The organism is uncultured Allobosea sp., from assembly GCF_945956895.1.
Taxonomy (GTDB): Bacteria; Pseudomonadota; Alphaproteobacteria; order Rhizobiales; family Beijerinckiaceae; genus Allobosea.
The window spans coordinates 1-25483 of sequence record NZ_CAMFJF010000030.1; the positions used below are offsets into that span (position 1 = coordinate 1).

The window sequence follows — 25483 nt, forward strand, 5'->3', positions numbered from 1 at the left end:
CTTCGCCGCAACCTTTATCTTCTGGCTCAATCAATGAGTCCTGAGCCTAGGTCAAATAACGAAATACGCGTATGCAGATGGCGACGATGTTTCCTGTGCCGAGAAGCATTCCATGCGATTTCTGTTGACTGCGTCGAGAGGTTGGTGGCGCGGAGTTGCGAGGCGTTTGCCTGGCAGGGGCGCCTGTTTGGTGGCGGCGTTCACGGCTTCGATGCAGGTGGCGGGTTGTGGATCGCGACCCGAAGCGGGCTTTCTGGCCCCGGTCGTCGAGATCGATTCTGGTTCGACGCCGCACACTCTGCTCGTGGCCACCACGCGCAAGCGAGACGACCGGCCGGGCACCTTGTTCAACGGAGAGCGCAGCACGCCGCTCGACTTCGCCAAGATCGTCGTTTCTGTGCCGGACAAGCACACCCCAGGCGAAGTCGAGTGGGCATCGCGCCCGCCGGGCGATCCGAAGACCGATTTCGTCGTCCGCCAGGCCGGCTACCTTGAGAGCGAGAAGGCTTTCATCAGCACGCTGAACGCGCAGCTCGCCGCGAAGCCGAAGGGGAAGCGCAGCATCTTCCTCTTCATCCATGGCTACAACACGATGTTCGCCGAGGGGCTCTATCGTTTCGCCCAGCTCGTGCACGATTCGCGTGCAGACGGTGTGTCCGTCCTGTTTACCTGGGCGTCGCGCGGACAACTCACCCAGTATGTCTATGATACCAACAGCGCCACGGCGGCGCGCGACGATCTCGAACGCACTCTTCGCCTCCTCTTCGCCAGCAACGCGGATCAGATCAACATCCTGGCGCATTCCATGGGCAACTGGGTGACGGTCGAGGCTCTGCGGCAGCTTCGTCTCTCCGGAGACCTGCCACCGGCGTCGAAATTCGGGCATGTGGTGCTGGCCGCGCCCGATATCGACATCGATGTTTTCAAATCGCAGATGCGCCGCTTCGGCAAGCCGGCAAAGCCGTTCTTCATCGTGCTCTCAAAGGATGACAAGGCGCTGGGGGCCTCTAATTTCCTGGCGGGAGGTCAGGGCAGGCTCGGAGCCGATTCCAATCCAGAGGAACTGGCCGCGCTAGGCGCCATCGTGATCGACATGACCGAGGTCAAGGGGCTCGATTCCAGCAATCACGGTAAATTCGCGCAACTGGCTGCCGTCGCGCCGAAGCTCGGTGCGGTACTGGAGAGCGGTGTCGCCAGGCAACACCCCTCCGCGAGCGCCCAGGAGATCGCAAGCGGATCGCTCGAAGCCATCGTCAAGCTGCCGATCACCATTATCGGCGCTCCGTTCAGGCTTCTCGCGGGTGGCGGCTGAGCCCGGCTCGTCGTTTGCAGGTGCCGGCGACGCCGCTCCACGCTTGCACGTTGTTTCTGCTGGAAGCGGGGCGCCCGATCCGCGCGGCTTCGGCAATAGGGCACTTTTGATGATGCCCGGTGACCTGAGCCCCTGATCTCCCTCCAGATTTGAGTAGAGTCTGTCATTGCGAGGAACGAAGCGAAGCAATCCAGAGGGACTGGGCTGGAGGGTTCAACCCAGTCTCCCCTGGATTGCTTCGCTGCGCTCGCAATGACGGACTGACGGTTCAATCAGCTCGAAAATTGCTGCTGCCAGGGGTTGTCGTCTCGGGTCGCGCGCTGCGACCCGGTAGACAAGGTTCCCTCAGGCTCCGTGCGCGCCGCGCGAAACGCGATTCTACGCCTGTTCCTGCTCAGGCCGGGTCGATGGCCGCAGGCGCTCGCGCAGCGCCTGGAAGACGACGTAGAGCGCCGGGATCACGAAGATGCCGATGAGGGACGCCGCCAGCATGCCGCCGAAGACCGGCGTGCCGACATGGCGCCTGGCGAGCATCGAGGGGCCTTCCGCGATCACCAGCGGCAAGAGGCCGAGGATGAAGGCGAAGGACGTCATCATCACCGGGCGGAAGCGCAGGCGGGCACCCTCGGTCGCCGCATGCAGGAGCGGGTGGCCCTTTTCCCGCAGCTCCTTGGCGAACTCGACGATCAGGATGCCGTTCTTGGCGGCGAGGCCGATCAGCACGACGATGCCGATCTGGCCATAGAGATCGAGCGTCAGCCCGGCCACGACGATCGCGACGAAGGCGCCGAGCACGCCGACCGCGACCGAGAGCAGCACGGGCACGGGGATTGTCCAGCTCTCGTAGAGCGCGACGAGGAAGAGGTAGGCGAACAGCAACGCGAAGGCGAGGATGATCGTCGTCTGTCCCTCGGCCCGCTTCTCCTGGAAGGAGACGTCGGTCCAGGCGCCGCGATAGCCTGACGACAGGGTCCTCGCCGCGACGTCCTCCATCGCCTTCAGGGCCTGGCCGGAGGAGACGCCCGGGGCGGGCGAGCCCTGGAGCGTCACCGCGAGGCGGTTGTTGTAGCGGATCAGCGCCTGCGGGCCGACCACGACCTTGGCCTCGACGAAGGAGCGCAGCGGGATCATGTCGCCGGCGCGGCTGCGGACATTGATGCGGTAGATGTCGTCGACCGAGGCGCGGTCGGCGCCATCGGCCTGGACCTGGACCTGCCAGGTGCGGCCGAACAGGTTCATGTCGTTGACGTAGTAGCCGCCGAGCGAGGCCTGTAGCGCCTGGAAGACGTCACTCAAGGCGACGCCGAGGATCTGGACCTTGTCGCGGTCGATGTCGAGATAGATCGAGGGCGCCGAATCCGAGAAGGTCGAGAACACCCGCCGCAATTGCGGCTCCTGGTTGGCCGCGACGGTGAGGCCGCGCAGCGCCTGGCCGAGCGCCTTGGGATCGGCGGAGCCCATGTCCATCAGCACATAGCTGAAGCCGCCGCCGGTGCCGAGGCCGATGATCGGCGGAGGCGCGATCGGGACGACGTTGCCGGCGCGCACGGCGCGGAATTTCTGGGCGAGGCGGGCAATGACCGCCGAAGCCGAGTCCTCCCGGCTGGTGCGTTCGGCGAAGGGCTTCAGCGTCACCACGAAGAAACCGGCATTGGGCTGGGAGTAATTGTCGATGAAGTTGAGGCCGATGACCGTGGAATAGTCCGCGATCGCACTTTCCGTCTTCAGGATGCCTTCGACCTCTGCGGCGAGCGCCGATGTCCGGGCGACCGAGGCGCCGTCGGGCAATTGCGCGACGACGAAGAAGGCGCCCTGGTCGTCCTCCGGCAGGAAGCCGGTCGGCGTGATCCGCCCCATGGCGTAGATGCCGGCGCCGAAGGCTGCGGTCACAGCGAGGCTGATGAAGGAGATGCGCACGAGACGCGCCACGCCCTCGCCATAGCGGTCGCGCGTCCAGTCGATGCCGCGCATGACATAGCCGATCGGGCCGCGCCGTGGCCCGTGATGCGGCCGGAGCAGAATGGCGCAGAGCGCCGGCGACAGGGTCAGCGCGTTGATCGCCGAGAGCACCATCGCGACCGCGACAGTGACGGCGAACTGCCGGAAGAGCTCGCCGGAAATGCCGGGGATGAAGGCGACAGGCACGAAGACCGAGAGCAGCACCAGCGTGATCGCGATGATCGGGGCGACGATCTCGCCCATGGCGCGCTTGGTCGCTTCCGCCGGCGTCAGCTCGGGATGCTCCTCCATCACGCGCTCGACGTTCTCGATCACGACGATCGCGTCGTCGACGACGATGCCGATGGCGAGCACCACCGCCAGCAGCGAGACGGTATTGGCGGAATAGCCGATGGCGTTGAGCACGATGAAGGCGCCGACCAGGCTCACCGGCACGGCGACGGTCGGGATCAGCGTCGCCCTGAAATTGCCGAGGAACAGGTAGACGACGAGGACGACGAGGACGAAGGCTTCGATCAGCGTCTTCTGGACCTCGTGGATCGTGGCGGTGACGAAGGCGGTCGGATCGTAGGTCACCTTCCAGGCGAGGCCTTCGGGGAAGGACTTCTCGAGGTCGCCGATCGTCTTCTTGACGGCCTCGAGCGCGGTGAGGGCATTGGCGCCGGGCGCCTGGTAGACGCCGATCAGAACGGCCGGGCCGCCGTTCAGGCGGGTGTCGCGGTCGAGATTGGCGGCGCCGAGCTCGAGCCGCGCCACGTCCGAGAGCCGCAGCACCGAGCCGTCGGCATTGGTGCGCAGCACGATCTTGCCGAATTCCTCGGGCGAGGTCAGGCGGCCCTTGGTCTGGATGTTGAGCTGTAGCTGCTGATCGTCGGAGATCGGACGGGCGCCGATGCGGCCGACCGCGGCCTGCGCGTTCTGACCCTGGATCGCGGCGATGATGTCGCCGGTGGTCAGGTTGAGGCCGGTCAAGGCGTCAGTGCGGACCCAGGCGCGGATGGCGTAGTCCTGCGCGCCGAAGAGCGAGGCGTCGCCGACGCCCGCCGTGGATTTGATCGCGTCGAGCAGGTTGATGGTGACGTAGTTCGAGACGAAGAGCTGGTCGTAATTGCCCTTCGGCGCATAGACGGCGATGACGCCGAGCAGGGCCGAGGACTGCTTCTTGACGGTGACGCCGCTGCGCTGGACCTCCTGCGGCAGCTTGGACAAGGCGAGCTGGACGCGGTTGTTGACGTTGACGTTGTTGATGTCGGGGTTGGTGCCGAGCTCGAAGGAGACCTGCAGCGAATAGCTGCCGTCATTGCCGCTGACGCTCTTCATGTAGAGCATCTTGTCGGTGCCGACGATCTGGGCCTCGATCGGCTGGGCGACGGTCTGCTCGACCACGGCGGCCGAAGCGCCGGGATAGGAGGCGCGCACCGAGATCTGCGGCGGCACGATGTCGGGGTACTGCGCGACCGGGATCGCGAACAGCGACAACAGACCGGCGATCGTGGTGACGAGCGCGATGACGATCGCCAGCCGCGGCCGGTCGACGAAGACGGAGCTCAGCATGGGCTCAGCTCCGGCCGGTGGTCAGGGTCACGGGCGAGGCGAGCACCGGCATGCCGGGCCTGAGGCTCTGCAGGCCCTGGATGACGATCTGCTCGTTGCCGGCGAGCCCCTGCTCGATGACGATGTAGGAACCGGCCTCGGCCCCGATCTTGACGCGCTTCACCACCGCCTTGCCGTCCTCGACGGCGAAGACATAGGCGCCCTGCTGGTCGGCGATCAGCGCCGACTGTGGAATGAGCACCTTCTCCTCGCTCTTGTCGGCCTGGACCGCGACGCGCACGAGCGTGCCGTCCAGCAACCTGCCGGCCGGGTTGGGCAGCGTGGCGCGCACCAGAACGGTATCGGTGGAACGCTCGACCGAGACGTCGACGAAGTCGACGCGGCCCTTCTGGTCATAGGTCGAGCCATCCGAGAACTTCAGGCTGACGAGCGGGGCGGCCCCATCGGCCGGGAGCCGATTGGTCTTCAGCGCCAGGAATTCGCGCTGGCTGACCGGGAAGGTGACATACATCGGATCGTCGCTGACGATCTGGGCCAGCACACCGCTGTCGGGCCCGACGACATTGCCCTTGGTCACCTTGGTGCGGCCGATCCGGCCGGCGATCGGCGCCTTGATCTCGGTGTAGCCGAGATTGATCTGTGCCGTCTTCAGATTGGCCTCGGCGGTGGTCTGGTCGCCCTGCGCGCCCTTCTCCTCGGCGACGCGCTGGTCGCGGACGGCGACCGAGCCGGCATTGGTGCGCAAGAGATCCTCGGCGCGCTGGCGCTGCACGGTGGCGTTCTGAAGAGCGCCCTGGGCCTTCTCAAGTGCGCCTTGCGCCTGCTCGACCGCCGCTTCGAACGGGCTGCGCTCGATGCGGAAGAGCGGAGCCCCCTCGGTGACGGTTGCACCGTCCTTGAACAGCACGTCCTCGAGATAGCCGGTGACGCGGGCGCGGATCTCGACGCGATTGACGGCCTCGATGCGCCCGACGAAATCGGCGGTCTGCGTGATCGCGCGCTTCTCGGCCAGGACGGTGCCGACCGGGATCGCGGTCGGTGCGGCTTGCTGGGCGATGGCGCTCGTGCCCAGCACGAGCCCCCCCATCAACGCAAGAGCGAGGAAACGTGACGTCCCGAAGTAGAAATTCACGTTTGCAGGCCGAAAAGACACAGGCATCGGACCCCCTTCGCTGTTTCAGCGTTGCCGCACGCGCCCGATGCGAAGCAGGCAGCGATCACGTCGCACGATACTGCTCGTTTTCAACCGCGAGTGCTACGGTATTGTTGCGCTTCCCCGAGGACGTCTTCTCTTTCACCTGTGGGCTGCCGGAGCGGAGTTCGGGCGCTCCCGACGAATGAGCGCGCGCCCGGGGTTTCCCCTACATGCGGGATCTACAATCCATCGCGCCGTCTCCCGGCGCTGGGCTGCCGCTCGCCCATCGGTTTCGAAAGGTTGCGCCATGAACTGGCCCGTCCCCCGATCGTCGTGAACAGTCGGCGGAAGCGGGGGGCGAATCCGAACTCGGTTCAGGGGCGGTCGCTCAGCGCGAAGGCGGCAGCCAGAAGCTGGTAGGTGCGCAGGCGCAGTCCCGGATCGTCCAGGAAATCCCGGATCATGAATTCATGGAGCCCGGTCGCTTCCGCCATGCACGACAAGGCCACCTTCATGCGCTCGGGCGCGCCGACGACATAGGCAGGCCAGTCCGCGTCTCGGCGGAAACCATTCCGCCCATCACGGGGATCGCCGCAGCTTGAACGCCGCGCGCGGGCATCGCGAGCTGCTCGGCCTCCGCCTGCGTCTCTCCAACGATGACGCGCAACGCGATGAAGGCCAGAGGCGCACCTTGCCTCCGATCTGTTGACAGGCAGAGGGCGATCCAGCTCGAAGCGCGGTTCGCGGATGTGTTTGGCGGCGCCGACAAGGTGCCGGCGGAGCTGTTGACGCCAGCTGCGCATTTTCGGCGCATTCCACGCACGGGGCAGGTGTCCACGCTGGTCATCGTGGAAAGCGACGATGGCATGGCGGATTTGATCAAGGCGCGACCGAGCTAGGCCACGCCTGCCAAGATGACGGACATGTTCGTGTCGGCGGAGGCGGTCCCTCGGGGGGAGGCTCTGCGTTCGATCGCTGTTGCGCGGCGATTGCTGTCGGTGGCACTGGGGCGGAATGCCGTTTCTCGATGACATCCCCCCGGATATCCGGCGCGCTGCCTGCGCCTTTCACGAGGCCGGCCATATCGTCGTCGGCTGGGAGCATCGGAGGTACATCACCCATGCCTGGCTGCGGCCGCCCTACGGCTTCTCGGGCGAGACCTGCTTCGAGCCCTACACGCGGGGATTCCAACCCGGCAGCCCGGTCGACCGGCAGCGCGCGGAGGTCGAGATCGCTATCCTGTCCGCCGGCTATTGCGGCGAGATGATCTACTGGAACGCGGAAGGTTTGAGATGGTATCCTGGCGCGATCGCCTCGCATGAGGACGATCTCCGGCAGATGGAGCCCTATCTCGGGCTTCTGCGGCCGATCGACGAGGCCGCGCTACGTGCGCGCTGCGCGACGGCGGCCACGGCCATCCTCTATCGTCCGTCGATGCTCGCCGCCCATGCGGCGATCGCCCGGAGGCTCTCCGATCGCCGCCGCATCGATCGCGACGAGGTCGATGAAATCATCGGGCGCGCGACGGGCTGACAGCCATCGCACGCCATCGGGTGTCCGGCGCTACGCCGCCTTCTTGCCGGCGTCGAAGGGAATTTCGATGTCGACCGCGAGCGTCGAGACCTGGGGGCCGCGCTCCATCCGGACGCTGACCTTGTCGTCGTCGATCTGCATGTGCTTGGAGATCGCGCGCAGGATTTCGTCGCGCAGCTTGCCGAGCAGGTCGGCGTCGCCGCCGGCCGCGGCACGCTCATGGGCGAGCAGGACTTGCAGCCTTTCCCGGGCCGCGGGGGCCGAGCGGGGGCGGGAGAAGAGGCGGAACAGATTCATGCTCATGCCGCCTTCCTTCCGAAGAACTTGCCGAAGAAGCCGCGCTTCTCGCCAGGCACCGTGACGGGGAGTTGCTCGCCCTTGAGCCGGCGGATGGCATCGAAATAGGCGATGGCCGGCGCGCTGCCCTGGTCAGCCAGCGTGACCGGCGAGCCGATATTGGAAGCGCGCAGCACATCCATGCTCTCGGGGATGATGCCGAGCAGCGGGATCGACAGGATCTCCAGCACGTCGTCGACCTTCAGCATGTCGCCGCGCTCGGCCCTGAGAGGATCGTAGCGGGTGAGCAGCAGGTGCTTCTCCATGCGCTCGCCGTTCTCGGCCTTGAGCGTCTTGGAGTCGAGCAGGCCAATGATCCGGTCGGAATCGCGGACCGAGGAGACTTCCGGATTGGTCACGACGATCGCGATATCGGCATGGCGCATCGCCAGCGTCGCGCCACGCTCGATGCCGGCCGGGCTGTCGCAGATCACCCAGTCGAAATTCGCCTTCAGCGCGCCGATGACGGCCGCGACGCCTTCTGCCGTCAGGTTGTCCTTGTCGCGGGTCTGCGAGGCCGGCAGCAGGTAGAGCGTCTCGACGCGCTTGTCGCGGATCAGCGCCTGGGTGAGCTTCGCCTCGCCCTGGATGACGTTGACGAGATCGTAGACCACGCGCCGCTCGGCGCCCATGACGAGGTCGAGATTGCGCAGGCCGACGTCGAAATCGACGACCACGACCTTGTCTCCACCCTGGGCGAGCGCGGCGCCGAGCGCGGCCGACGATGTCGTCTTGCCGACGCCGCCCTTGCCCGATGTGACGACGATGACCTTACCCATTGACCGCTCCTTCTGATTGTTGACGTCGCTAGCTCGTTGTTGTCGCAGCGGAATTTTCCGAGAAGTGGGGCCACTTTTCGGTCCGATGCCTTGCCTCAGGCGAGCGCTTCGACCTTGAATGTTTCGCCGTCGAGCCAGATCTGCACGGGCTTGCCGCGGAATTCCGGGCCCATGTCCTCGGCCGTCTTGTAGTAGCCGTCGATCGCGATCAGCTCGGCCTCGAGCTTGCGGCAGAAGATGCGTGCCGCCGGATTGCCCATCGCGCCGGCCAGAGCCCGCCCGCGCAGCGTGCCGTAGACATGGATCGAGCCGCCCGCGACGATCTCGGCGCCGGACGCGACCGACCCGACGATGGTGACGTCGCCTTCTAGGAAGACCAGAGACTGGCCCGAGCGAACCGGCTGCGTCACGATGATCGACGGCACGGCCTTGGGCAGGTCCGGCATCACCGGCTCGGCGACGGCAACCTCGGTCGTAGCCGCCTCTGCCGCAGCGACCGGAGGCTCGAAATCGGACGTCGGGCGCCCGTCGGCCATCGCTGGCGGCAGGTCCGAGCCGAGCAGGGAAGGCGAGGCGCCTTCGATACCCATGATCCGCACTTGGCGCGCGCCGAGCTGGCTGACGAAGGTGCGAAGCTGCGCCCGGTCGACGTCCAGCCCGGTGATGTCGAGCACCACGGGGCGCCGCAGGAAGAAGCCGGCGGAGCGCGAGGCGAGGTCGTCGAGCCGCGCCAGCCAGTCCTCGAAGGGCAGCTCCGGGGTCAGCGTCAGCGCAAGATAGGACCGCCCCTTGAGGCGGATAGGCCGGGGTTGAGTTAACACGTCGGTTATCTTGGTAAATTTTCGGTTGCTTCGGTGTATCGAGAGAATGGTTAACAGAGGGTAAACCGCGCCCCTGGACGGGCCTGCTCGATGCGGTCTGAGGGAGGCTTTCCACAGCCTCGTTGCGAGGTGTTGAACCGATAAAAAACGGCGTAGAAACCCCGCCATCATGCTCGCCCTTGTGGCGAGCATCCACGTCTTGAACACGGCTTTCGACCAGCGAAGGCGTGGATGGTCGGGACAAGCCCGACCATGACGCAAGTGGGATGCCGGGGTGATTCCGTCAGTCCGTTCTACCCTGAAACACTTCCGGATAGGCGTAGAGCCCCGGCGCCCCGCCGGTATGCCAGAACACAACGGTCTCCTCGGGGCCGATAGCGCCGCTCCTGACCAGCGCGACGAGCCCGGCCATCGCCTTTCCGGTATAGACGGGGTCTAGAAGGATGCCTTCCGTCCGCGCGACAAGCTCGACCGCTTCGATCATCGCAGGCGTGGGCTGGCCATAGCCGGGGCCGACCTGCGAATCATCGATCTCAAGCGCGGCCTGCTTGCCTCGCTGCCGGCCTTCCAGCGCGTAGATGTCATTGACCAGCCCGGAAACGATGGCGCCCGCCTGCTCGGCCGAGCGCGAGACGCTGACGCCCTGGACGCGGCAGGCGAGCCCGGCATCCTCGACGCCGGCGAGAATGCCGGCATGGGTGCCGCCGCTGCCTGTCGGCACGACGATATGGTCGATGCCGACACCTTCGGCTTTCGCCTGCTCGGCCATTTCCAACAGGGCGTCGCGATAGGCGAGGCTGCCCAGCGCGTTGGAGCCGCCGACGGGGATGAAATAGGGACGTTTCCCTTGCGCCTTCAGCCCGGCTACAGCTTCATCAGCGATGGCGGTCGCGTCCCCGCCGGGCGGGAACAGGCGAATCTCCGCCCCAAAAATCCGGTCGAGGAGCCAGTTGCCGTTGGTCCGATAGGAGTCGCTGCGATTCGCCACCGAATCGGTCAGCAACAGCACGCAGGCCAGGCCGTTGCGCGCGGCCGCGGCCGCCGTCTGGCGGGCATGGTTCGACTGGATCGCGCCCATCGTCACCAGCGTGTCAGCACCCTGTTTCAGCGCCTCCGCGACCAGGTATTCCAGTTTGCGCACCTTGTTGCCGCCCCCGGCAAAGCCGGTGCAGTCGTCGCGCTTCATCCAGATCGACGGGCCCTTGCCGTTGCGGCTGAGAGCCTGCGACAGGCGAGGCAGGGGCTCGAAAGGGGTCGGCAGCAGCGCCAGTTTGATCGTATCGCGTCGGTTCATTCCGGCAGGCTCCCAGCTTCGTGTCGCCATCGATGGCGACGGCAGCATAGCGCGGTGACGGAGATTCGCCGGGCGTGCGAACGCATGCCCGGCGTGCAGTCCAGACGCAGGCTACAGCCGCCGCGAGAGGCGCGGATCGAGCCGGTCCCGCAATCCGTCGCCGAGCAGATTCACCGCCAGCACGACCAGGGCGAGCGCGATCGCCGGGCAGAAGATCGTCCAGGGCGCGCGGGCGAGATAGAGCCGGCTCGATGCGATCATGTTGCCCCAGCTCGGCACCTCCGGCGGCACGCCCGCACCGAGGAAGGAGAGCGAGGCTTCGACCAGGATCGCCGAGGCGCAGATATAGGTCGCCTGAACGATGAGCGGTGCGATCGTGCTCGGCATGATGTGCCAGAACAGAAGGCGCGGCGTGCGGGCGCCGCAGGCGCGCGCGGCCTCGACGAAGGGCAATTCCTTCACGCTGAGCACGATCGAGCGGACGAGCCGGACGACGCGCGGCAGTTCCGGGATCGAGATCGCTGCGATGACGATGCCGATACTGCCCTGGTTGAGGGAGACCATGGCGATCGCCAGCAGGATGGCCGGGATCGCCATCAACCCGTCCATCAGGCGCATGACGATCGCGTCGAAGCGGCGATAATAGCCGGCGAAAAGGCCAATCGTAAGGCCGATGAGGATCGAGATCGTCGCGACGCTGAAACCGACGATGAGCGAGACGCGGGCGCCGTAGACGGTGCGCGCGAAGACATCCTGGCCGAGCTGGTCAGTGCCGAAACGCAATTCGGGCGAGGGCGGCTGCAACCTTCGGGTTGGAGCCTTCAGCATCGGGTCGCCGGCGATCAATGGCGCGATGATCGCGACGACGAGGAAGAAGATCAGGATGGCCGCGCCGAGCAGCATCGTCGGGTTACGGCGAACGAAGCGGCCGATCCGGGCAAGACGGTTGCCGGCGGCGGGGGCAGGGGCGGTTGGGGCATCGATGGCTGTCATCGGTCTCGCCTCCTCAATGCCGGATGCGAGGGTCGATGAGCGAATAGGAGAGATCGACCGCGAGGTTGATCAGCACATAGATGCCGGAGAAGACGAGGATCACGCCCTGGATGATCGGGTAGTCGCGCTTCGAGATGGCGTCGACGACGAGGCGGCCGACGCCGGGGATGTTGAACACGGTCTCGGTGATCACGACGCCGCCGATCAGCAGGGCGACGCCGATGCCGATCACGGTGATGATCGGCACGCCGGCATTCTTCAGAGCGTGTTTCATCAGCATCGTGCGTGCCGAGACGCCCTTGGCATTGGCGGTGCGGATATAATCCTCCTCCAGCACCTCCTGCATCGAGGCGCGCGTCATGCGCGCGATCAGCGCGACATAGGCAAGCCCGAGCGTGACCGTCGGCAGCACGAGGTGCAGGAACCACGGACCGATGCCGTCCAGGATCGGCCGATAGCCCTGCACCGGCAGCCAGCGCAATTCGATGGCGAAGACGTAGATCAGGCAGTAGCCGACCACGAAGGTCGGCATCGAGAAGCCGAGCACGGAAAAGCCCATCAGCATTCGGTCGATCGGCCTGCCGGCCTTCCAGGCGGCGAGAACGCCGAGCGTCACCGCGATCGAGACGGCGAAGATCATGGTCAGCACGGCGAGCGACAGCGTCGGCTCCAGGCGCTGCAGGATCAGTGTCGAAACCGGCGTGCTGGAGAAGATCGAGACGCCGAGATCGCCCTGGATCACGCGTAAGCCCCAGCGCCCGAACTGGACGAGCAGCGGATCGTCGAGGCCGAGCCGCTGGCGGATCGCCTCGATCTGCTGCGGCGTGGCGTAGTCGCCGGCGATGATCGCGGCGGGGTCGCCGGCCGAAAGATGGAGCAGCAGGAAGACGAAGATGCCCACCAGCGTCATCACCAGGATGGTCGATGCCAGGCGCTGTACGAGATAGCTCAGCATTACGTCGTTCGTCCTCCGTCGGCTCGTTCTTTGATGCGGGCTGCTGGAGCGCCCGCTTGGCACGGCATCGCGTGCTCGCCCTCACGCCGCCGGCGCGGTCACCTGAAGACGGTCGGACAGGCGGAGCCCGCCGAGGGGCGGACTCCGCAGATCGAGTTCGCGGTCGGGCTGGGCTCTCAGCCCTTCCTGACGTTCCAGAACGGGATCAGCTCGGGCATGCCGATCAGCCCCGTCAGGTTGCGTAGCGCGGCCGGCTGGAACCACTGGCCGAAATAGGCATGGGGCACGAAATCCCAGGCGTTCTGCTGGATGTCGCGGGCGATCTGCTTGCGCTCGGCATCGGTCGAGGCGCCGGCCCATTTGTCGCGCAATTGCTCGTGCAGCTCGTTGGTCGGCCAGCCGAACCAGCCCTTTTCGCCGCTGGCCGCATGGCCGCTGAGCGAGACCGGATTGCCGAAGGCATTGACCGAGCCGGAGGTGAAGAACACGTTCCAGCCGCCCTGGTCCGGCGCGGCCTTGACGGCGCGGCGGGTTACGACGGCGCCCCAGTCGGAAGCTTGCAGCGAGACGTTGAAGCCGGCCTGGCGCATCCACTGCGCGATCAGGTTGGCGGCGTTGTTCATATAGGCGATGTTGGTCGCCTGCAGCACCACGACCGGACGCCCGTCATAGCCGGACTCCTTCACGAGCTGCTTCGCCTTCTCGATGTTCGGCGCGCCCTTGAACCAGTCGATATTGGCGTCGTTCTCCATCGGCGTGCCCATGCCGAACAGCGAGGAGCAGCCGCGGAAATACTTCTCGTCGCCGAAGGTCGCCTTCATCACCTCGGTCGGGTGGATGAGGTGCAGCATGGCCTGCCGGGCCTTGACGTTGTTGAACGGCGGGTGGAGCCAGTTCACGCGCGCCCAGCCGAGCTGGCCCTGCTTGTTGAGGACTTCGAGTTTGATCGCCTTCTCGCCGGCGAGCGAGTCGAGCAGATCGACGTTCGGATACTCGATCATGTCGATCTCGCCGGCCCGGATCGCGGCGATCGCGGTCGCCTCGTCGGCGATGTTCTCGAACACGACGCGGTCGACATTCACGACCTTGCCGCCCGAGGTCATCACCGCAGGTTCGGAGCGCGGTACGTAGTTCGGGTTCTTGTCGTAGACATAGCGCTGGCCCTGGACGACCGCGCCCTCGTTGAAGGTGAAGGGGCCTGAGCCGAGGATCGTGCTGATCTGCTGGTTCGGGTCGGTCCCTGCCTCCTTCTCGCGCATGATGTAGCAGACATTGGTGGCCGCCTTCGCGAGCCATTCCACCACGAGCCCGTAGGGCTCCTTCATCACGATCTGGAAGGTCTTGTCGTCCTTCACCGGCGTGTCGGCGAGACGCGCCATCATGTGCTGGCCGCCGCCGTCGCGGGCGCCCCAGCGACGGATCGAGGCGACGCAGTCCCTGGCCGTGACCGGCGTGCCGTCAGTGAACCGCAACCCGTCGCGGAGTTCGAACGTATAGGTCTTGCGGTCGTCCGAGAGCGACCATTTCGAGACCATCTGCGGCTGCGGCTCGAACTTGTCGTTCACGCCGAACAGCGTGTCGTAGACCATGCCGGCGTGATACGAGGTCATGTTCGCCGTCGTCCAGATCGGATCGAAGACGCGAAGATCGCCGTGCAGGACGGCGCGGATGGTGCGGGCGGCTGTAGGCGTGGTCTGGGCGCGGATCGTGGCCGGCGCGGCGACGAGCGCGCCGGTTGCCAATCCGCCCTGAACGAAGCGTCTGCGTGTCGTGGTCATGTCGTTCTCCTCCGCGTTGCAACAGAGGGCCGCAGGCATTCGCCTCGTCTGGCCCTCATCGGGTCATGCTTCTTCTCTCCTGTTCCTTTCGGGTGCGGTGGCGTCAGACGACGAGCCGGCCCGGCGGGAGCGGATCATGCGGCCAAAGCGGCCGGTTGATCTTGCGATAGGGATATTTGCGCACGTCGAGATGCGAGGGGCCACCGCCATCGGTGTAGATCACCTCGCTGGCGATCGGGCCGTAGGCCGCATGGAAATGGTTGGTCGACTTGACGCTGACGATGCGCTTCTGCGTCGGGTCGATGCCGACGCTGGTGAAGATCTCCAGCCCCAGCGCCTGCGTCCGGTGCGAGAGCAGCGCGACATCGATGCCGTCGATGCGGATGCCGACCGCATCGCCGATCGGCACCTTGGCGGTGCCGAAGCTTTGCGTGCCGTTGCGGATGGCGCCGAGCACCGTCACCTCGCCATCGACCGGCGTGCCGGAGGTCGCGGCCGCCTTGCCGCCGAAGCGCAGCGGAATGGTCGCGCCGACGCCGGCCGTCAGGCAGAACGCGACCGCGACCGGGTCCCAGACCGGGCCGACAGCTGCATCGCCGATGCCGCGCTCGCGCAGGCGGTGGATGATGTTGGTGTTGTCGGAAGCCGCGCCGCCGCCGGCATTGTCGGTGGAATCCGCGATGACGCGCGGGCCGTTCGCGGCGCCGCCGAGCGCGCGGTCGAGAGCCTCGTCGAGCGGGGTTACGGGCGGCGCGAACTGCCCCTTGAGCGAGCGGAACTCCTCGCCGAGCTTTGCCGCCAGCGCATCGCCCTTCGCCTTGTCGTTGTCGGTGATGACGAGCACGCGGGTGCCGATCTCCGGTACGTCACCCTGCTGGAAGCCATGCGCTAGCGAGACCGAGAGAATGCCGTCCTTGCCTTCGAGCGCGCTCATCCGGTCGACGAAGGAGCGGCCGGGCTCGCGCGTCGTCGGCACCAGCTCGATCATCCGGCAGTCGTAGAGCGACATCACCGGCTTGATCTCGCCGCGGATCGTCCTGAGGATGATGTCGACCAGCTCCTCGGCCCGCTCGACGAAGTCGATATGCGGGTATTCCTTGTAGAGGATGACCGCATCGGCGAGGCGCACGCGCTTCCCGGTCAGGTGGCAATGCGGATCGAGCTCGACGCCGATCGGCACGGAGGGGCCGACGATGGCGCGGACATGCTCGAGGATGTCGCCTTCGCAATCGTCATAGCCATGCGCGACCATGGCGCCGTGCAGGCCGAGCAGCACGCCGTCGACCGGCAGCGCCGCCTTGAGCTGTGCGAGGATCTCGTCGCGCATCTCCTCGTAATCGGCCTTGGCGCAGGTCCCCGATGGTTCCGCCCAGAAGCAGGAACCCTCGATCAGCTCGAAGCCTTCGCGTTTGGCACGTTGCCGCGCGACATAGAGCGGGGCGGTGGTGTGGGTCGCCCGATCGGGATGCTGGCCCGCCGGAAAATAGGCGGAAGCCTCGAAATTGGCCCGGGATGTCGGGATGGGGGAGAAGGTATTCGTTTCGGTTGCGAGCGACGCAGCAAACAAGCGCATAAGCTACCTTTCCGAAGAATGAACCCCATGTTCGGTTGGCCGCGAAGGCCATGTCAAGCTGCAGCGCGAGCGTGGGATGTTGCAGCCGCTGCATCGATCGCAATCTATGTAATTGCAAATAAGAAGCCTTCTCATTTGCAGTTACAGGCTCATTTCCGGCGGTGGGCTCCTGCCGAAGTCCGCGGCTATAGCGACAGTTGCGAGCCGGCCTCAGTGCAGCTTGCCTTGAGCGCCCTGAGGATCGCCTCCTCATTCGTCGCGATGCCGTGCCGTTGCAGGCAGGGCACCAGGATCGCAGCTTCCGCATGCCCAGCCGGCCCGATGACCGGGCAGGCGATGTCGGTCACCGCCATGATGTCGCGGCTGGCGGCGACGCGGTGCCCGAGAGCGTGGATCTCCGCAAAAATGCGCCCGGTATCGGCCGCCTCGAGGCGCAGCTTGTCAGCTTCCGAGGCTTCCCGCATCAATTGGCGCCGGCGCGTCTCGCTCTGGAAGGCGAGGATCAGCAGGCCGGAATTGGCGTCGAGCGCCGGCCGGCCATAGCCCGGCCGGACGATGACGCTGGCATCGAGATGGCCCGAGGTCGTTGCCAGCACCACGGTCTGCGCCCGGCTCAGCACGACGAGATGGGCGACCTGGCCGCTCGCCTCGCTGAAGCGCTCCATCACCGGCAGCACGATCGAGGTGAGCTGGCGCCCGGCAGGCGTGCGGATGCCCAGGTCGAACAGACGGCGCGACAGCCCGAGCCGGTCGGTCCCGGCCTCGCGGGCGAGATAGCCGCGCTGCTGCAGCACGAAGACCATGCGGAAGATCTCGCTCTTCGAGCGGGCGAGGCGCTCGGCGATCTCGCGCGTCGAGAGCGGCTCGCCGACTTCGGCGAGGAGTTCGAGGATGTCGAGCCCCTTCTCCAGCGCCGGTGCCGCATAGCTGCCCTTGTCTCCGCTTTCGGAATCCGGCTGGTCGCTCATGTCTGCCTGTTTCATATATGAAGCTTGACATCAAATAAGAAACGAACCTAGCCTCCAGGTAAAGGGGAGGCGGATGGTACGATCGTCGGATCATATCGCAGGTTCTGGGGACGTCGCGCCGTCGTCGCGAGGCGGCAGGCGATGAAATACGGCCTGCAGTTCCGCGATGTCTTCGCCGCCTGGGAATCGATCCTCGAAGGCGTCTGGATCACGCTGCTGCTCTCGGGCCTCGCGATGGTCGGTGGCCTCGTCATCGGCATCGCCTGTGCCGCCGCCCGCGTCTATGGCCCCGCCTGGCTGCGCCGCATCGTCGGCACCTATGTCGAGGTGATCCGCAACACCCCGCTGCTCGTGCAGCTCTTCCTGATCTTCTTCGGCCTGCCGAGCTTCGGCGTCAGGCTCGACGGGCTCACAGCCGCGATCATCGCGCTGGTCATCAATCTCGGCGCCTACACCACCGAGATCGTCCGCGCCGGGCTGGAGGCCGTGCCGAAGGCGCAGGTCGAGGCCGGCCACTCGCTTGGCCTCTCCGGCCTGCAGGTCTTCCGCTATGTCGTGATGTTCCCGGCGCTGAAGGCGATGTTCCCGGCGCTCGCCAGCCAGTTCGTGCTGCTGATGCTGGCGACCAGTGTCGTCTCGCAGATCTCGGTCGAGGACCTGTTCCACGCGGCCTCGATCGTGCAGTCGCGCACCTTCCGCGATTTCGAGGTCTACACCGTCATCGGCGTGCTCTATCTCGGGCTCGCCTTCGCCTTCCGCGGCCTGTTCGCGGGCCTCTATTACTGGGCGTTCGTCAGGCGATGATCCGCGAATTCGGCCTCATCGATGTGATGTACCTGATCGCGGCGGCGCGCTGGACGCTGGCGCTGACCGCGACCGCCTTCGTTGGGGCATCGCTGATCGGCATCGTCATCGCCATCGCCCGCATCCTGCCCTTCGCGCCGCTGCGCTGGCTTGCCGCCGCCTATATCCACATCGTCCAGGGCACGCCGCTGCTGGTCTGGCTGTTCGTGATCTTCTTCGGCCTGCCGCTCGCCGGCATCTCGGTCAATCCGTGGATCGCGGCGGCCACGGCCTTCTCGGTCTATGGCAGCGCCTTCCTCGGCGAGATCTGGCGCGGCGCGCTGGTCTCGATCGCGAAAACCCAATGGGAGGCCGGTGCCTCGCTCGGCCTCTCGCTCGGAGAGCAGTTGCGCTACGTCATCGTGCCGCAATCGATCCGGGTCGCGATCCCGCCAACGGTCGGCTTCCTGGTCCAGCTCATCAAGAACACCTCGCTTGCCGCGGTGATCGGCTTCGTCGAGTTGACGCGCGAGGGCCAGCTCACGGCGGCCGGCACCTACAAGCCCTTCGCCGTCTACATCACCGTCGCCGCGATCTATTTCGCGATGTGCTTCCCCCTCTCGCAATGGAGCCGCTCGATTGAGCGGAAGCTCGATGTCGCTCGTTGAAATCCACGGGATCAACAAGAGCTACGGCTCGGTCCAGGTGCTGAAGGACGTCTCGCTCGATATCGCCAAGGGTGAGGTCGTCGCCGTGATCGGCCGCTCCGGCTCGGGCAAGAGCACGATGCTGCGCTGCATCAACGGGCTGGAGCCGGTGCAGGCTGGCGTCATCCGCGTCGACGGCACGCAGGTCAACGACCCCGCGACCAACCTGCGCAAATTGCGTCAGGAGGTCGGCATCGTCTTCCAGAGCTTCAACCTGTTCCCGCATCTCTCGGTCTGCGACAACATCACGCTCGCCCCGCGCGTCGTGAAGAAGCAGGCGCCGCAGGCTGCCCGCGAGGTGGCCCGCGAGGTGCTCGCCCGCGTCGGCCTCGAGGACAAGCTCGACGCCTATCCCTCGCAGCTCTCCGGCGGCCAGCAGCAGCGCGTTGCCATCGCCCGCTCGCTCGCCATGCGGCCGAAGCTGATGCTGTTCGACGAGGTCACCTCGGCGCTCGATCCGGAACTGACCGGCGAGGTGCTCAAGGTTCTCGAATCCGTCGCGAAGGAAGGCATGACCATGATCCTGGTGACGCATGAGATGGGTTTCGCCCGCCGCTTCGGCTCGCGCGTTGTCTTCATGCATGAGGGCCGCATCCACGAGCAGGGGCCGGCCGCAGCCGTGCTGGCCGAGCCGAAGACGCCGGAACTCCAGACCTTCCTCAGCGCGGTGCTGCACTGAGGCTGAATGCCAACAACATCAACGAGGGGAGAAAAGACGATGCGTTCACTGTTCGCAGGTTTAGCCGCCCTGGCCATCGCTGCCTTCGGCACCGCCGAGGCCAAGGCCGACAAGCTTCAGGATATCCTGTCCAAGGGCGTCGTCCGCATCGGCGTGCCGCTCGATGCACCGCCCTTCGGCTCGCAGGACAAGGATCGCAAGGCGATCGGCTTCGATATCGAGATGGCCGAGATGGTCGCCAAGGGCCTCGGCGTGAAGCTGGAGATGCAGCAGATCACCGGTGCTAACCGCATCCCGTTCCTGATGACCGACAAGGTCGACATCGTCATCTCGGTGATGGGCCTGACGCCCGAACGCGCCAAGCAGATCCAGTTCACCGCGCCCTATGCCAACACCTTCCTCGCGGTTTACGGCGCGAAGAGCTCGACGGTGTCGAGCCCGGAGACGATCGGCTCGGCCCGCGTCGCCGCCGCCAAGGGCACGACGCAGGAGCTTGCGATCTCGGCCGCCGCGCCGAAGGCGAGCCTGATGCGCACCGAGGACGATGCGACGGCGGCAGCGGCCTACATCACCGGCCAGGCCGATCTCCTCGCCACCAACTCGATCGTGGCGCAGGCGCTCGCCAAGCAGAACCCGAGCAAGGAATTCGAGCGCAAGTTCGTCATCCGTCGCAGCCCGGCCCATATGGGCGTGCAGATGGACCAGCATAACCTCGTGCGCTGGCTCGACGGCTTCATCTTCTTCAATTCCATGAACGGCGAGCTCGACCGGCTGCACCGCAAGTACCTGGACATGCCGATGGACCCGCTGCCGACGCTGTGAGGCGACGGCACGCACTAGCCTTCCCGAACGAAACGCGGGGAACCCCTCTCCTGTAAGGAGAGGGGCAGGGGTGAGGTGTCGGCCCCCGGACCAGTTCGCCATGTCCTCACCGCAGCAACGGTCAGGTCACCGCTACAGTGTCCAACGGCCGACCCCTCACCCTGCCCTCTCCCTCCGGGAGAGGGTTCCCCGCGGTTCGTCCTGCAACCAAGCGCCTGACGTTACCGAGCCCGCCATGACCACCACCACTCGCCCCAAGCCGACTCCGCGTCCGTCCAGCGCCTTCCTCACCGTCGATCTCGACCGCGAGGGCAAGCAGACCGGCTTCCTGATGATCCCGCATTCGCCGCATGACGATGCCTGGGGCGCGACCCGCGTGCCGATCGCCGTGATCAAGAACGGCACCGGCCCGACCGTGATCCTGGAAGGCGGCAACCATGGCGACGAATACGAGGGGCCGATCACGATCTGCGACCTGATCCGCGATCTCGATCCTGGTCGCGTTCAGGGCCGGCTCATCCTGATGCCGGCGAACAATGTTCATGCCGTCATGGCCGGTCAGCGCACCTCGCCGGTTGATGGGCTGAACTTCAACCGCACCTTTCCGGGCGATCCGCGCGGCACCATCACCCAGCAGATCTCGGCCTTCGTCAGCGACCATATCCTGCCGGTCGGCGACGCCTTCCTCGACCTGCATTCCGGCGGCTCCTCGCTCGACATCATCCCGAGCGCCATCGTCGAGCCGACCGATGATCCAGCCCTGCACAAGCGCAATGTCGCCGCCGTCCAGGCCTTCGATGCGCCGATGACCGTGGTCATCAGCAATCTCGGCGAGCCGCGCACCGCCACCGCCGCCGCCTGCCGGGCCGGACTCGTCACGGTCGGCACGGAGATGGCCGGAGCCGGCACGGTCTCGCTCGAGGCGCTCTCGGTCTGCCGGCGCGGCGTCGCCAACGTGCTCGACCATCTCGGCGTCGTCGTCCGCGAGAAACCCGAGCCCAGGCGTGGCGAGGGCCAGATCCTCGAACTGCCCGGCATCTCGGCTTATGTCTATGCGACGGCGGACGGCATCTTCGAGCCCTTCCATGCCAACGGCACCAAGGTCAGCGCCGGCGAGCCGGCTGGTCGCATCCATTGCACCTGGGACCCGACGCGCCCGCCCGAGACGCTGCATTATGCCGCCGACGGCATCCTCTATGGCCGGCGCCAGCCGGGCCGGGTGAAGCCGGGCAATTGCTGCCTGATCGTGGCGGCGCCCTATCGCGGAACCCTGTGATGATCGCGCTCGATGATATCCGTGCCGCGCGCCAGCGGATCGCGCCCTATATCCGGAAAACCCCGACGCTGCCCTATGCGAAGACGCGCGGCAGCGATTTCGGCGGCAACGTCACGCTGAAGCTGGAACTGCTGCAGGCGGCCGGCTCCTTCAAGGCGCGCGGCGCGATGAACCGCCTCCTGACTCTGTCCAAGGACGAACTCGCACGCGGCGTCGTCACGGCGTCGGGCGGCAATCACGGCCTCGCCATCGCCCGCTCGGCCCATGTGCTGGGCGTGCCTGCGACGATTTTCCTGCCGTCCAACGCGGCGCCGGACAAGATCGCCAAGCTGCGTGACTGGGGTGCGGACGTGCATATCGTCGGCGCGATCTGGGATGATGCCAATGCCGCCGCGCTCGCTCGTTCCCGCGAAACCGGTGCGACCTATGCCCATCCCTTCAGCGATCCCGTTGTGGTGGCCGGGCAGGGCACGCTCGGCCTCGATATCCTCGACGACATGCCTGATGTCGACATCATCCTCGTCGCCATTGGCGGCGGCGGATTGATCACCGGCCTCTCGACGGCGGTGAAGGCGCTGCGTCCGCAGACGCGGATCATCGGCATCGAGCCTGTAGGCTCGCCGACCCTGCACGCCTGCCTCGCGGCCGGGCGCCTCGTCGCGCTCGACAAGTTGGAAACCCGCGTCGCCACCATGTCCTGCCGCCAGACCGATCAGGCGATCTACGAGGCGACGGCGCGCAATGTCGACGAGATCGTACTGATCACCGATGCCGAGATGGAAGCCGCGGCGAAGGCGCTCTGGTTCGAGTTCGGTATCGCGGCTGATCTGTCGGGCGCTGCGGCGTTGGCGGCGCTCCAGTCCGGGCGCGTGCCGCTATCCGGCGGCGAGAAAATCTGCGCGCTGGTCTGCGGCGCCGGCACCGATGGCTGCCTGCCGGTTTAGGCCCGCGCCGCGTCGTTGAAGAAGCCGGGTGGTCCCATCTGCCCGCCTTTCAGCACGATATCGAGCCCATCGAGACGCTCGTCATCGGAATGGGCGCGGCAGAGCGGCGCGCCCGGCACGCAAGGCCCACGATAGGACAGGCCCCAGAGCGGCAGCGACCGGACCGCCATGGTCGAGGTATCGCCACCCGCGACGACGAGCCGGCCGAGGCGGGCCTCGGCGATGATCGCTGCCAGCAAGCCCCCGGTCGCTTCGGCGACGGCGCCTGAATCGGTCGGAGCGCCTTCCGGCTTCTCCGTCACCAGCATCACGTCGCCTCGAGCTAGACGAGACAGGGCAGCCGAGCGCAACTCCGCCGCAAAGCCCGCATTTGCCAATAACCGCCCGGCATCCACCGACAGCATTGCGTAGCCTTGCGCCGCTTCGACCTGCGCGCGCGTCACCGGCGAGAGGCTGCCGACGAGAGCCAGGACGGGGCCGGTCTCGCGAGGTGTTGCATCTGCGGCAGGCGCCGCAACGACCGCCTTGCCGTGCCCGGCCGCGAAAGCGCGGGCGACTGAGCTTGCTCCCACCGCGAGAATCGACCCGTTTTCCGACGAAGTCGCAAGCAACTCGCCAATCGCTGCGAGATCGGCTTCGGCCGCAACATCGAACAGGGCGGCAGCGCTTCCGCCCGGCAACGCGGCCCGTGCGACCGAGCCACCGGCATAGGCGCGATAATCGACCAGCCCGATATCCGCGAGTCCCTGCGCGGCGAGATGCCGGCGCAGATCGGCCTCGGCCATCGGCGTTACCGGGTGCCGGCTCATCGTCGGGTGGCGGTCGATGCGGTGGATCGTGCCGTCGCCGCCGGCCGCGAACAGGTTCCCGAAGAGGCAGAAACGCCCGAGATTGGGCTGGCCCCCGAGGATCGGCAGGAGCGGATTCGGAAAGAACGGCTTCAGCGCCGCAACCGCCGCGCCGATGCTGCCGATATGGGGAGCGCTGTCGAACGTCGAGCAGCACTTATAGTGCATCAGCCCGACGCCTTGCCCGGCGAAGAAGCGCCCGATCCCTGCCAGCTCCGTCGCGACCGCCTTCGGCGCCATGGCCCGGCTCGCACCGGCGATGCCGATCGCGTCGAGCGGGCCGGCTGCCGCAAGCTGCGCTTCGCTCGGCTCACGCAGAAAGAGCAGGGCGCGAAAACCGCGCTCCGCCAGCGTCGCCAGCGTATCGGTCGAGCCGGTGAAATCGTCGCCGTACCAGCCATAGAGGGGCATGCGTTTCGCGGTCACGGCGCGCTAACCCGCCTTGCCGCCGAAGGTGTCGAGCGCCTGCTGCAATTCGGGATGCGCGCGTGCTGCCTCGGCGATGGGCGTCCCCTCGGCCACGGCCGCCCATGCCTGCCGGATGCTGGCGATGCCGGCCTTCGGCCCGCCGGGATGGGCAAGGATGCCGCCGCCGGCCATGAACAGCAGATCGTCATGGCCGATCGCGTCCCAGGTCGCCTGCGCCGTGCCGGCCCATTGCCCGGAGGAGAAGGCCGGCATCACCCGGTCGTCGGCCCCCTCCGTCAGCGGAGTGACGCAATCCCTGGCAGAGGTCACGACCTCCTCGTCCTCCTGCGCGAATTTCCCCTGCAGGCCATGGACATGCATATGATCGACGCCGGCCAGCCGCCACAGCACCTGATAGGCCTGGAAGCCGATGCCGAGCAGTGGATGGCGCGAAAAGGCGCCATAGCCGTTGCGGTGCCCGTGCAGGGCGAGATCGGTCGAGCGGCGTAAGGTTTCGACCGCGGAGAAACCGCACCAGTTCAGGCTCGCCATCACGCAGGAGCCACCTTCGCGCTGGACGAGATCGGCATGGCGGCGCATCGCGTCGGTCTCGTCGGTGATGTTGAAGGCGACCATGACGTGCTTGCCGGTCTTGTCCTGATGCCGGCGCACCGCCGCCATCACCGCCGGAATGCGCTCGGCCAGGGGCGCATGCACCGGATCGGCCGAGATCTCGTCATCCTTGATGAAGTCTAGTCCGGCCTCGCACAGGCTCGCGACGAGCTCGGCCGTCTGCGTGGCGCTCAAGCCCACATTCGGCTTGATGATCGAGCCGACGAGCGGGCCCTTCGCGGCTCCCGTCAGGCGCCGCGTGCCTGCGATGCCTTGCGCCGGCATCGGGAAATGCTGGCGATAGGACCAGGGCAGCGAAATGCTTTCGAGCCGCAAGCCCGTGACCTCGCCGAGATCGTAGAGATTGCCGGCGACGACGGCCGCCAGCGTCGCGAGATTGGCGCCGACATTGTCGACCGGGAAGGAGATCGTGATTCGCGCCCGCCGCCATGGCCCGCCGACGCCCTTCCGCGCCAGCCAGGCATTCGGCAGGCTGGGTTCGGTGACGGAACCCAGTTCCTCGATCCGTGTGACGACAGCCCGCGCCCGCTCGCGCAATTCGTCGGTCTCGCCGGCGACGCGCGCGAAGGTGCCGCAGGACTGCTCGCCCGCCATCACCTCCGCGACCTTGGCCGGGTCTAGCGGCGTTTCGATGAGGTACGTCGCTTCGAAGTGGTTATCGGTCATGCTCTTCGATCCATGGTCGTCATTGCGAGAAGCGAAGCGACGAAGCAATCCAGGGGGACGTAGAGCTCTGCCGCCCCTGGATTGCTTCGCGGAGCCTGTCCTTGGGCTTACCGAAGGCAAGACCCGAGGGCTCGCAATGACGGAGGTGTCCTGCAGATTCAGGCCGCTGCGGCAGCAAGCTTGCTCAAATCCGGGAAGGGCCGCACCGGGTCCTTGCCGTCCCAGGTCTCGGAGGCCTCGCGGATCAGGCGGAACATCTCGCCCTTGGGACCGGCGACCTCCGAGAGTTCGATCACCGTGCCCGGATGGTAATGCGTGTCGAAATAGACGAAGCGGCCGCGCTCGCCGACCTCGCCTGACATCACCGGCTTGAAGCCCTCGGCGACGAGCCGCTCCAGATCGGCGTCATAGTCCGAGGTCCAGTAGGCGACATGCTGCAGGCCGGTCAGCCCCGCATCGGTGAAGTCCTTGTACATGGACGGCACGGCATTGCGGCACTGGATCAGCTCGATCTGGAGCGGGCCGGAATTGGCCAGTGCCACCGAGTTGTGCGGCTCGTAGGCTTCGCCCTTGTAGCGGTAGTTCTTGATCGGAACTTTCGGGTTGTAGAAGAACGGCCCGACGCCCAGCACGCGGCTCCAGTAGTCCATCGCCGCCTCGATATCCGGGACGACATAGCCGGCCTGACGGATCTGGCCAAAGAAGCGGCTCATGGGCGTTGCTTTCT

At 66.4% G+C, this 25483-nt stretch carries 23 protein-coding genes; 9 read left to right on the plus strand and 14 right to left on the minus strand.

The genetic code is table 11. From position 1 onward, the window contains the following. The first annotated feature begins 190 nt into the window (after window positions 1-190). Window positions 191-1312 carry an alpha/beta fold hydrolase gene (locus Q0Q02_RS15745; protein ID WP_293810732.1) on the plus strand — a complete coding sequence of 374 codons (1122 nt, stop codon included), beginning with the start codon at window positions 191-193 and terminating at the stop codon, window positions 1310-1312. Between the two features lie 378 nt (window positions 1313-1690). On the opposite strand, the gene Q0Q02_RS15750 is transcribed toward Q0Q02_RS15745, so the two are convergent. After that, the gene (locus Q0Q02_RS15750; protein WP_293810694.1) at window positions 1691-4825 is read right to left on the minus strand and encodes an efflux RND transporter permease subunit; all 3135 of its coding nucleotides are present in this window, start codon (window positions 4823-4825) and stop codon (window positions 1691-1693) included. A 4-nt stretch (window positions 4826-4829) separates the two neighbouring features. Next, window positions 4830-5912, minus strand: a complete 1083-nt coding sequence (locus Q0Q02_RS15755) for an efflux RND transporter periplasmic adaptor subunit (RefSeq protein ID WP_293810733.1) — start codon at window positions 5910-5912, stop codon at window positions 4830-4832. Between the two features lie 704 nt (window positions 5913-6616). On the opposite strand from Q0Q02_RS15755, the gene Q0Q02_RS15760 reads away from it, so the two are divergent. Beyond that, window positions 6617-6859, plus strand: coding sequence for a hypothetical protein (locus Q0Q02_RS15760; RefSeq protein ID WP_293810695.1), 243 nt, complete (start codon window positions 6617-6619; stop codon window positions 6857-6859). 115 nt (window positions 6860-6974) lie between these two features. After that, window positions 6975-7493: a hypothetical protein gene (locus Q0Q02_RS15765; RefSeq protein WP_293810696.1), complete on the plus strand. Its 519-nt coding sequence runs from the start codon at window positions 6975-6977 to the stop codon at window positions 7491-7493. A 30-nt stretch (window positions 7494-7523) separates the two neighbouring features. Here the strand turns inward: Q0Q02_RS15765 and minE are convergent, their stop codons facing one another. From minE to Q0Q02_RS15810, 9 genes are all read right to left on the minus strand, one after another. Beyond that, window positions 7524-7790, minus strand: a complete 267-nt coding sequence (gene minE, locus Q0Q02_RS15770) for a cell division topological specificity factor MinE (protein ID WP_293810734.1) — start codon at window positions 7788-7790, stop codon at window positions 7524-7526. A gap of 2 nt (window positions 7791-7792) precedes the next feature. Continuing rightward, on the minus strand, window positions 7793-8608 hold the full coding sequence (gene minD / locus Q0Q02_RS15775; protein WP_257734216.1) for a septum site-determining protein MinD: 816 nt from the start codon (window positions 8606-8608) through the stop codon (window positions 7793-7795). A gap of 95 nt (window positions 8609-8703) precedes the next feature. Next, window positions 8704-9438, minus strand: coding sequence for a septum site-determining protein MinC (minC, locus tag Q0Q02_RS15780; protein ID WP_293810735.1), 735 nt, complete (start codon window positions 9436-9438; stop codon window positions 8704-8706). 274 nt (window positions 9439-9712) lie between these two features. Further along, window positions 9713-10723 carry a D-cysteine desulfhydrase family protein gene (locus Q0Q02_RS15785; protein ID WP_293810697.1) on the minus strand — a complete coding sequence of 337 codons (1011 nt, stop codon included), beginning with the start codon at window positions 10721-10723 and terminating at the stop codon, window positions 9713-9715. Window positions 10724-10834: 111 nt separating this feature from the next. Continuing rightward, the gene (locus Q0Q02_RS15790; protein ID WP_293810698.1) at window positions 10835-11716 is read right to left on the minus strand and encodes an ABC transporter permease; all 882 of its coding nucleotides are present in this window, start codon (window positions 11714-11716) and stop codon (window positions 10835-10837) included. Window positions 11717-11729: 13 nt separating this feature from the next. Then, window positions 11730-12671 carry an ABC transporter permease gene (locus Q0Q02_RS15795; RefSeq protein ID WP_293810699.1) on the minus strand — a complete coding sequence of 314 codons (942 nt, stop codon included), beginning with the start codon at window positions 12669-12671 and terminating at the stop codon, window positions 11730-11732. Between the two features lie 176 nt (window positions 12672-12847). Beyond that, entirely contained in the window at window positions 12848-14449 is a 1602-nt protein-coding gene (locus Q0Q02_RS15800; RefSeq protein WP_293810700.1) for an ABC transporter substrate-binding protein, read from the minus strand. Between the two features lie 103 nt (window positions 14450-14552). Further along, window positions 14553-16022 carry a M81 family metallopeptidase gene (locus Q0Q02_RS15805; RefSeq protein WP_293810701.1) on the minus strand — a complete coding sequence of 490 codons (1470 nt, stop codon included), beginning with the start codon at window positions 16020-16022 and terminating at the stop codon, window positions 14553-14555. A gap of 185 nt (window positions 16023-16207) precedes the next feature. Next, a complete protein-coding gene (locus tag Q0Q02_RS15810; RefSeq protein ID WP_293810702.1) occupies window positions 16208-16990 on the minus strand; it encodes a helix-turn-helix domain-containing protein in 783 nt (260 codons plus the stop codon). Between the two features lie 141 nt (window positions 16991-17131). Between Q0Q02_RS15810 and Q0Q02_RS15815 the strand changes: the two genes are divergently transcribed. From Q0Q02_RS15815 to Q0Q02_RS15840, 6 genes are all read left to right on the plus strand, one after another. Then, window positions 17132-17794 (plus strand): amino acid ABC transporter permease, encoded by a 663-nt coding sequence (locus Q0Q02_RS15815; RefSeq protein WP_293810703.1) that lies wholly within the window; start codon window positions 17132-17134, stop codon window positions 17792-17794. Then, window positions 17791-18441 carry an amino acid ABC transporter permease gene (locus tag Q0Q02_RS15820; RefSeq protein WP_293810704.1) on the plus strand — a complete coding sequence of 217 codons (651 nt, stop codon included), beginning with the start codon at window positions 17791-17793 and terminating at the stop codon, window positions 18439-18441. The genes Q0Q02_RS15815 and Q0Q02_RS15820 overlap by 4 nt, the downstream gene beginning before the upstream one ends. Then, window positions 18428-19159, plus strand: coding sequence for an amino acid ABC transporter ATP-binding protein (locus tag Q0Q02_RS15825; RefSeq protein ID WP_293810705.1), 732 nt, complete (start codon window positions 18428-18430; stop codon window positions 19157-19159). Before Q0Q02_RS15820 ends, Q0Q02_RS15825 begins: the two co-directional genes overlap by 14 nt. A gap of 39 nt (window positions 19160-19198) precedes the next feature. Next, the gene (locus Q0Q02_RS15830) at window positions 19199-19981 is read left to right on the plus strand and encodes a transporter substrate-binding domain-containing protein (RefSeq protein ID WP_293810706.1); all 783 of its coding nucleotides are present in this window, start codon (window positions 19199-19201) and stop codon (window positions 19979-19981) included. A 235-nt stretch (window positions 19982-20216) separates the two neighbouring features. Continuing rightward, complete coding sequence (locus Q0Q02_RS15835; RefSeq protein ID WP_293810707.1) at window positions 20217-21257, plus strand: succinylglutamate desuccinylase/aspartoacylase family protein; 1041 nt, start codon at window positions 20217-20219, stop codon at window positions 21255-21257. Continuing rightward, window positions 21257-22201, plus strand: coding sequence for a threonine/serine dehydratase (locus Q0Q02_RS15840; protein WP_293810708.1), 945 nt, complete (start codon window positions 21257-21259; stop codon window positions 22199-22201). Before Q0Q02_RS15835 ends, Q0Q02_RS15840 begins: the two co-directional genes overlap by 1 nt. Here the strand turns inward: Q0Q02_RS15840 and Q0Q02_RS15845 are convergent. From Q0Q02_RS15845 to Q0Q02_RS15855, 3 genes are all read right to left on the minus strand, one after another. Beyond that, window positions 22198-23475: a four-carbon acid sugar kinase family protein gene (locus Q0Q02_RS15845; protein ID WP_293810709.1), complete on the minus strand. Its 1278-nt coding sequence runs from the start codon at window positions 23473-23475 to the stop codon at window positions 22198-22200. The genes Q0Q02_RS15840 and Q0Q02_RS15845 overlap by 4 nt on opposite strands. Window positions 23476-23481: 6 nt before the next feature. After that, complete coding sequence (locus Q0Q02_RS15850; protein WP_293810710.1) at window positions 23482-24756, minus strand: ribulose-bisphosphate carboxylase large subunit family protein; 1275 nt, start codon at window positions 24754-24756, stop codon at window positions 23482-23484. Between the two features lie 158 nt (window positions 24757-24914). Further along, window positions 24915-25469 (minus strand): VOC family protein, encoded by a 555-nt coding sequence (locus Q0Q02_RS15855; protein ID WP_293810711.1) that lies wholly within the window; start codon window positions 25467-25469, stop codon window positions 24915-24917. Window positions 25470-25483 lie beyond the last annotated feature (14 nt).

Excerpts from the sequence above, each read along its gene's own strand:
- minD (WP_257734216.1), bottom strand. The coding sequence starts at position 8,608 with ATGGGTAAGGTCATCGTCGTCACATCGGGCAAGGGCGGCGTCGGCAAG.
- Q0Q02_RS15800 (WP_293810700.1), bottom strand. The coding sequence starts at position 14,449 with ATGACCACGACACGCAGACGCTTCGTTCAGGGCGGATTGGCAACCGGC.
- Q0Q02_RS15810 (WP_293810702.1), bottom strand. The coding sequence starts at position 16,990 with ATGAGCGACCAGCCGGATTCCGAAAGCGGAGACAAGGGCAGCTATGCG.
- Q0Q02_RS15820 (WP_293810704.1), top strand. The coding sequence starts at position 17,791 with ATGATCCGCGAATTCGGCCTCATCGATGTGATGTACCTGATCGCGGCG.
- Q0Q02_RS15765 (WP_293810696.1), top strand. The coding sequence starts at position 6,975 with ATGCCGTTTCTCGATGACATCCCCCCGGATATCCGGCGCGCTGCCTGC.
- Q0Q02_RS15805 (WP_293810701.1), bottom strand. The coding sequence starts at position 16,022 with ATGCGCTTGTTTGCTGCGTCGCTCGCAACCGAAACGAATACCTTCTCC.
- Q0Q02_RS15840 (WP_293810708.1), top strand. The coding sequence starts at position 21,257 with ATGATCGCGCTCGATGATATCCGTGCCGCGCGCCAGCGGATCGCGCCC.
- Q0Q02_RS15760 (WP_293810695.1), top strand. The coding sequence starts at position 6,617 with ATGACGCGCAACGCGATGAAGGCCAGAGGCGCACCTTGCCTCCGATCT.
- Q0Q02_RS15835 (WP_293810707.1), top strand. The coding sequence starts at position 20,217 with ATGACCACCACCACTCGCCCCAAGCCGACTCCGCGTCCGTCCAGCGCC.
- Q0Q02_RS15830 (WP_293810706.1), top strand. The coding sequence starts at position 19,199 with ATGCGTTCACTGTTCGCAGGTTTAGCCGCCCTGGCCATCGCTGCCTTC.
- Q0Q02_RS15855 (WP_293810711.1), bottom strand. The coding sequence starts at position 25,469 with ATGAGCCGCTTCTTTGGCCAGATCCGTCAGGCCGGCTATGTCGTCCCG.
- Q0Q02_RS15755 (WP_293810733.1), bottom strand. The coding sequence starts at position 5,912 with ATGGGGGGGCTCGTGCTGGGCACGAGCGCCATCGCCCAGCAAGCCGCA.
- Q0Q02_RS15785 (WP_293810697.1), bottom strand. The coding sequence starts at position 10,723 with ATGAACCGACGCGATACGATCAAACTGGCGCTGCTGCCGACCCCTTTC.
- Q0Q02_RS15825 (WP_293810705.1), top strand. The coding sequence starts at position 18,428 with ATGTCGCTCGTTGAAATCCACGGGATCAACAAGAGCTACGGCTCGGTC.
- Q0Q02_RS15815 (WP_293810703.1), top strand. The coding sequence starts at position 17,132 with ATGAAATACGGCCTGCAGTTCCGCGATGTCTTCGCCGCCTGGGAATCG.
- Q0Q02_RS15790 (WP_293810698.1), bottom strand. The coding sequence starts at position 11,716 with ATGACAGCCATCGATGCCCCAACCGCCCCTGCCCCCGCCGCCGGCAAC.
- minE (WP_293810734.1), bottom strand. The coding sequence starts at position 7,790 with ATGAATCTGTTCCGCCTCTTCTCCCGCCCCCGCTCGGCCCCCGCGGCC.
- Q0Q02_RS15795 (WP_293810699.1), bottom strand. The coding sequence starts at position 12,671 with ATGCTGAGCTATCTCGTACAGCGCCTGGCATCGACCATCCTGGTGATG.
- Q0Q02_RS15850 (WP_293810710.1), bottom strand. The coding sequence starts at position 24,756 with ATGACCGATAACCACTTCGAAGCGACGTACCTCATCGAAACGCCGCTA.
- Q0Q02_RS15750 (WP_293810694.1), bottom strand. The coding sequence starts at position 4,825 with ATGCTGAGCTCCGTCTTCGTCGACCGGCCGCGGCTGGCGATCGTCATC.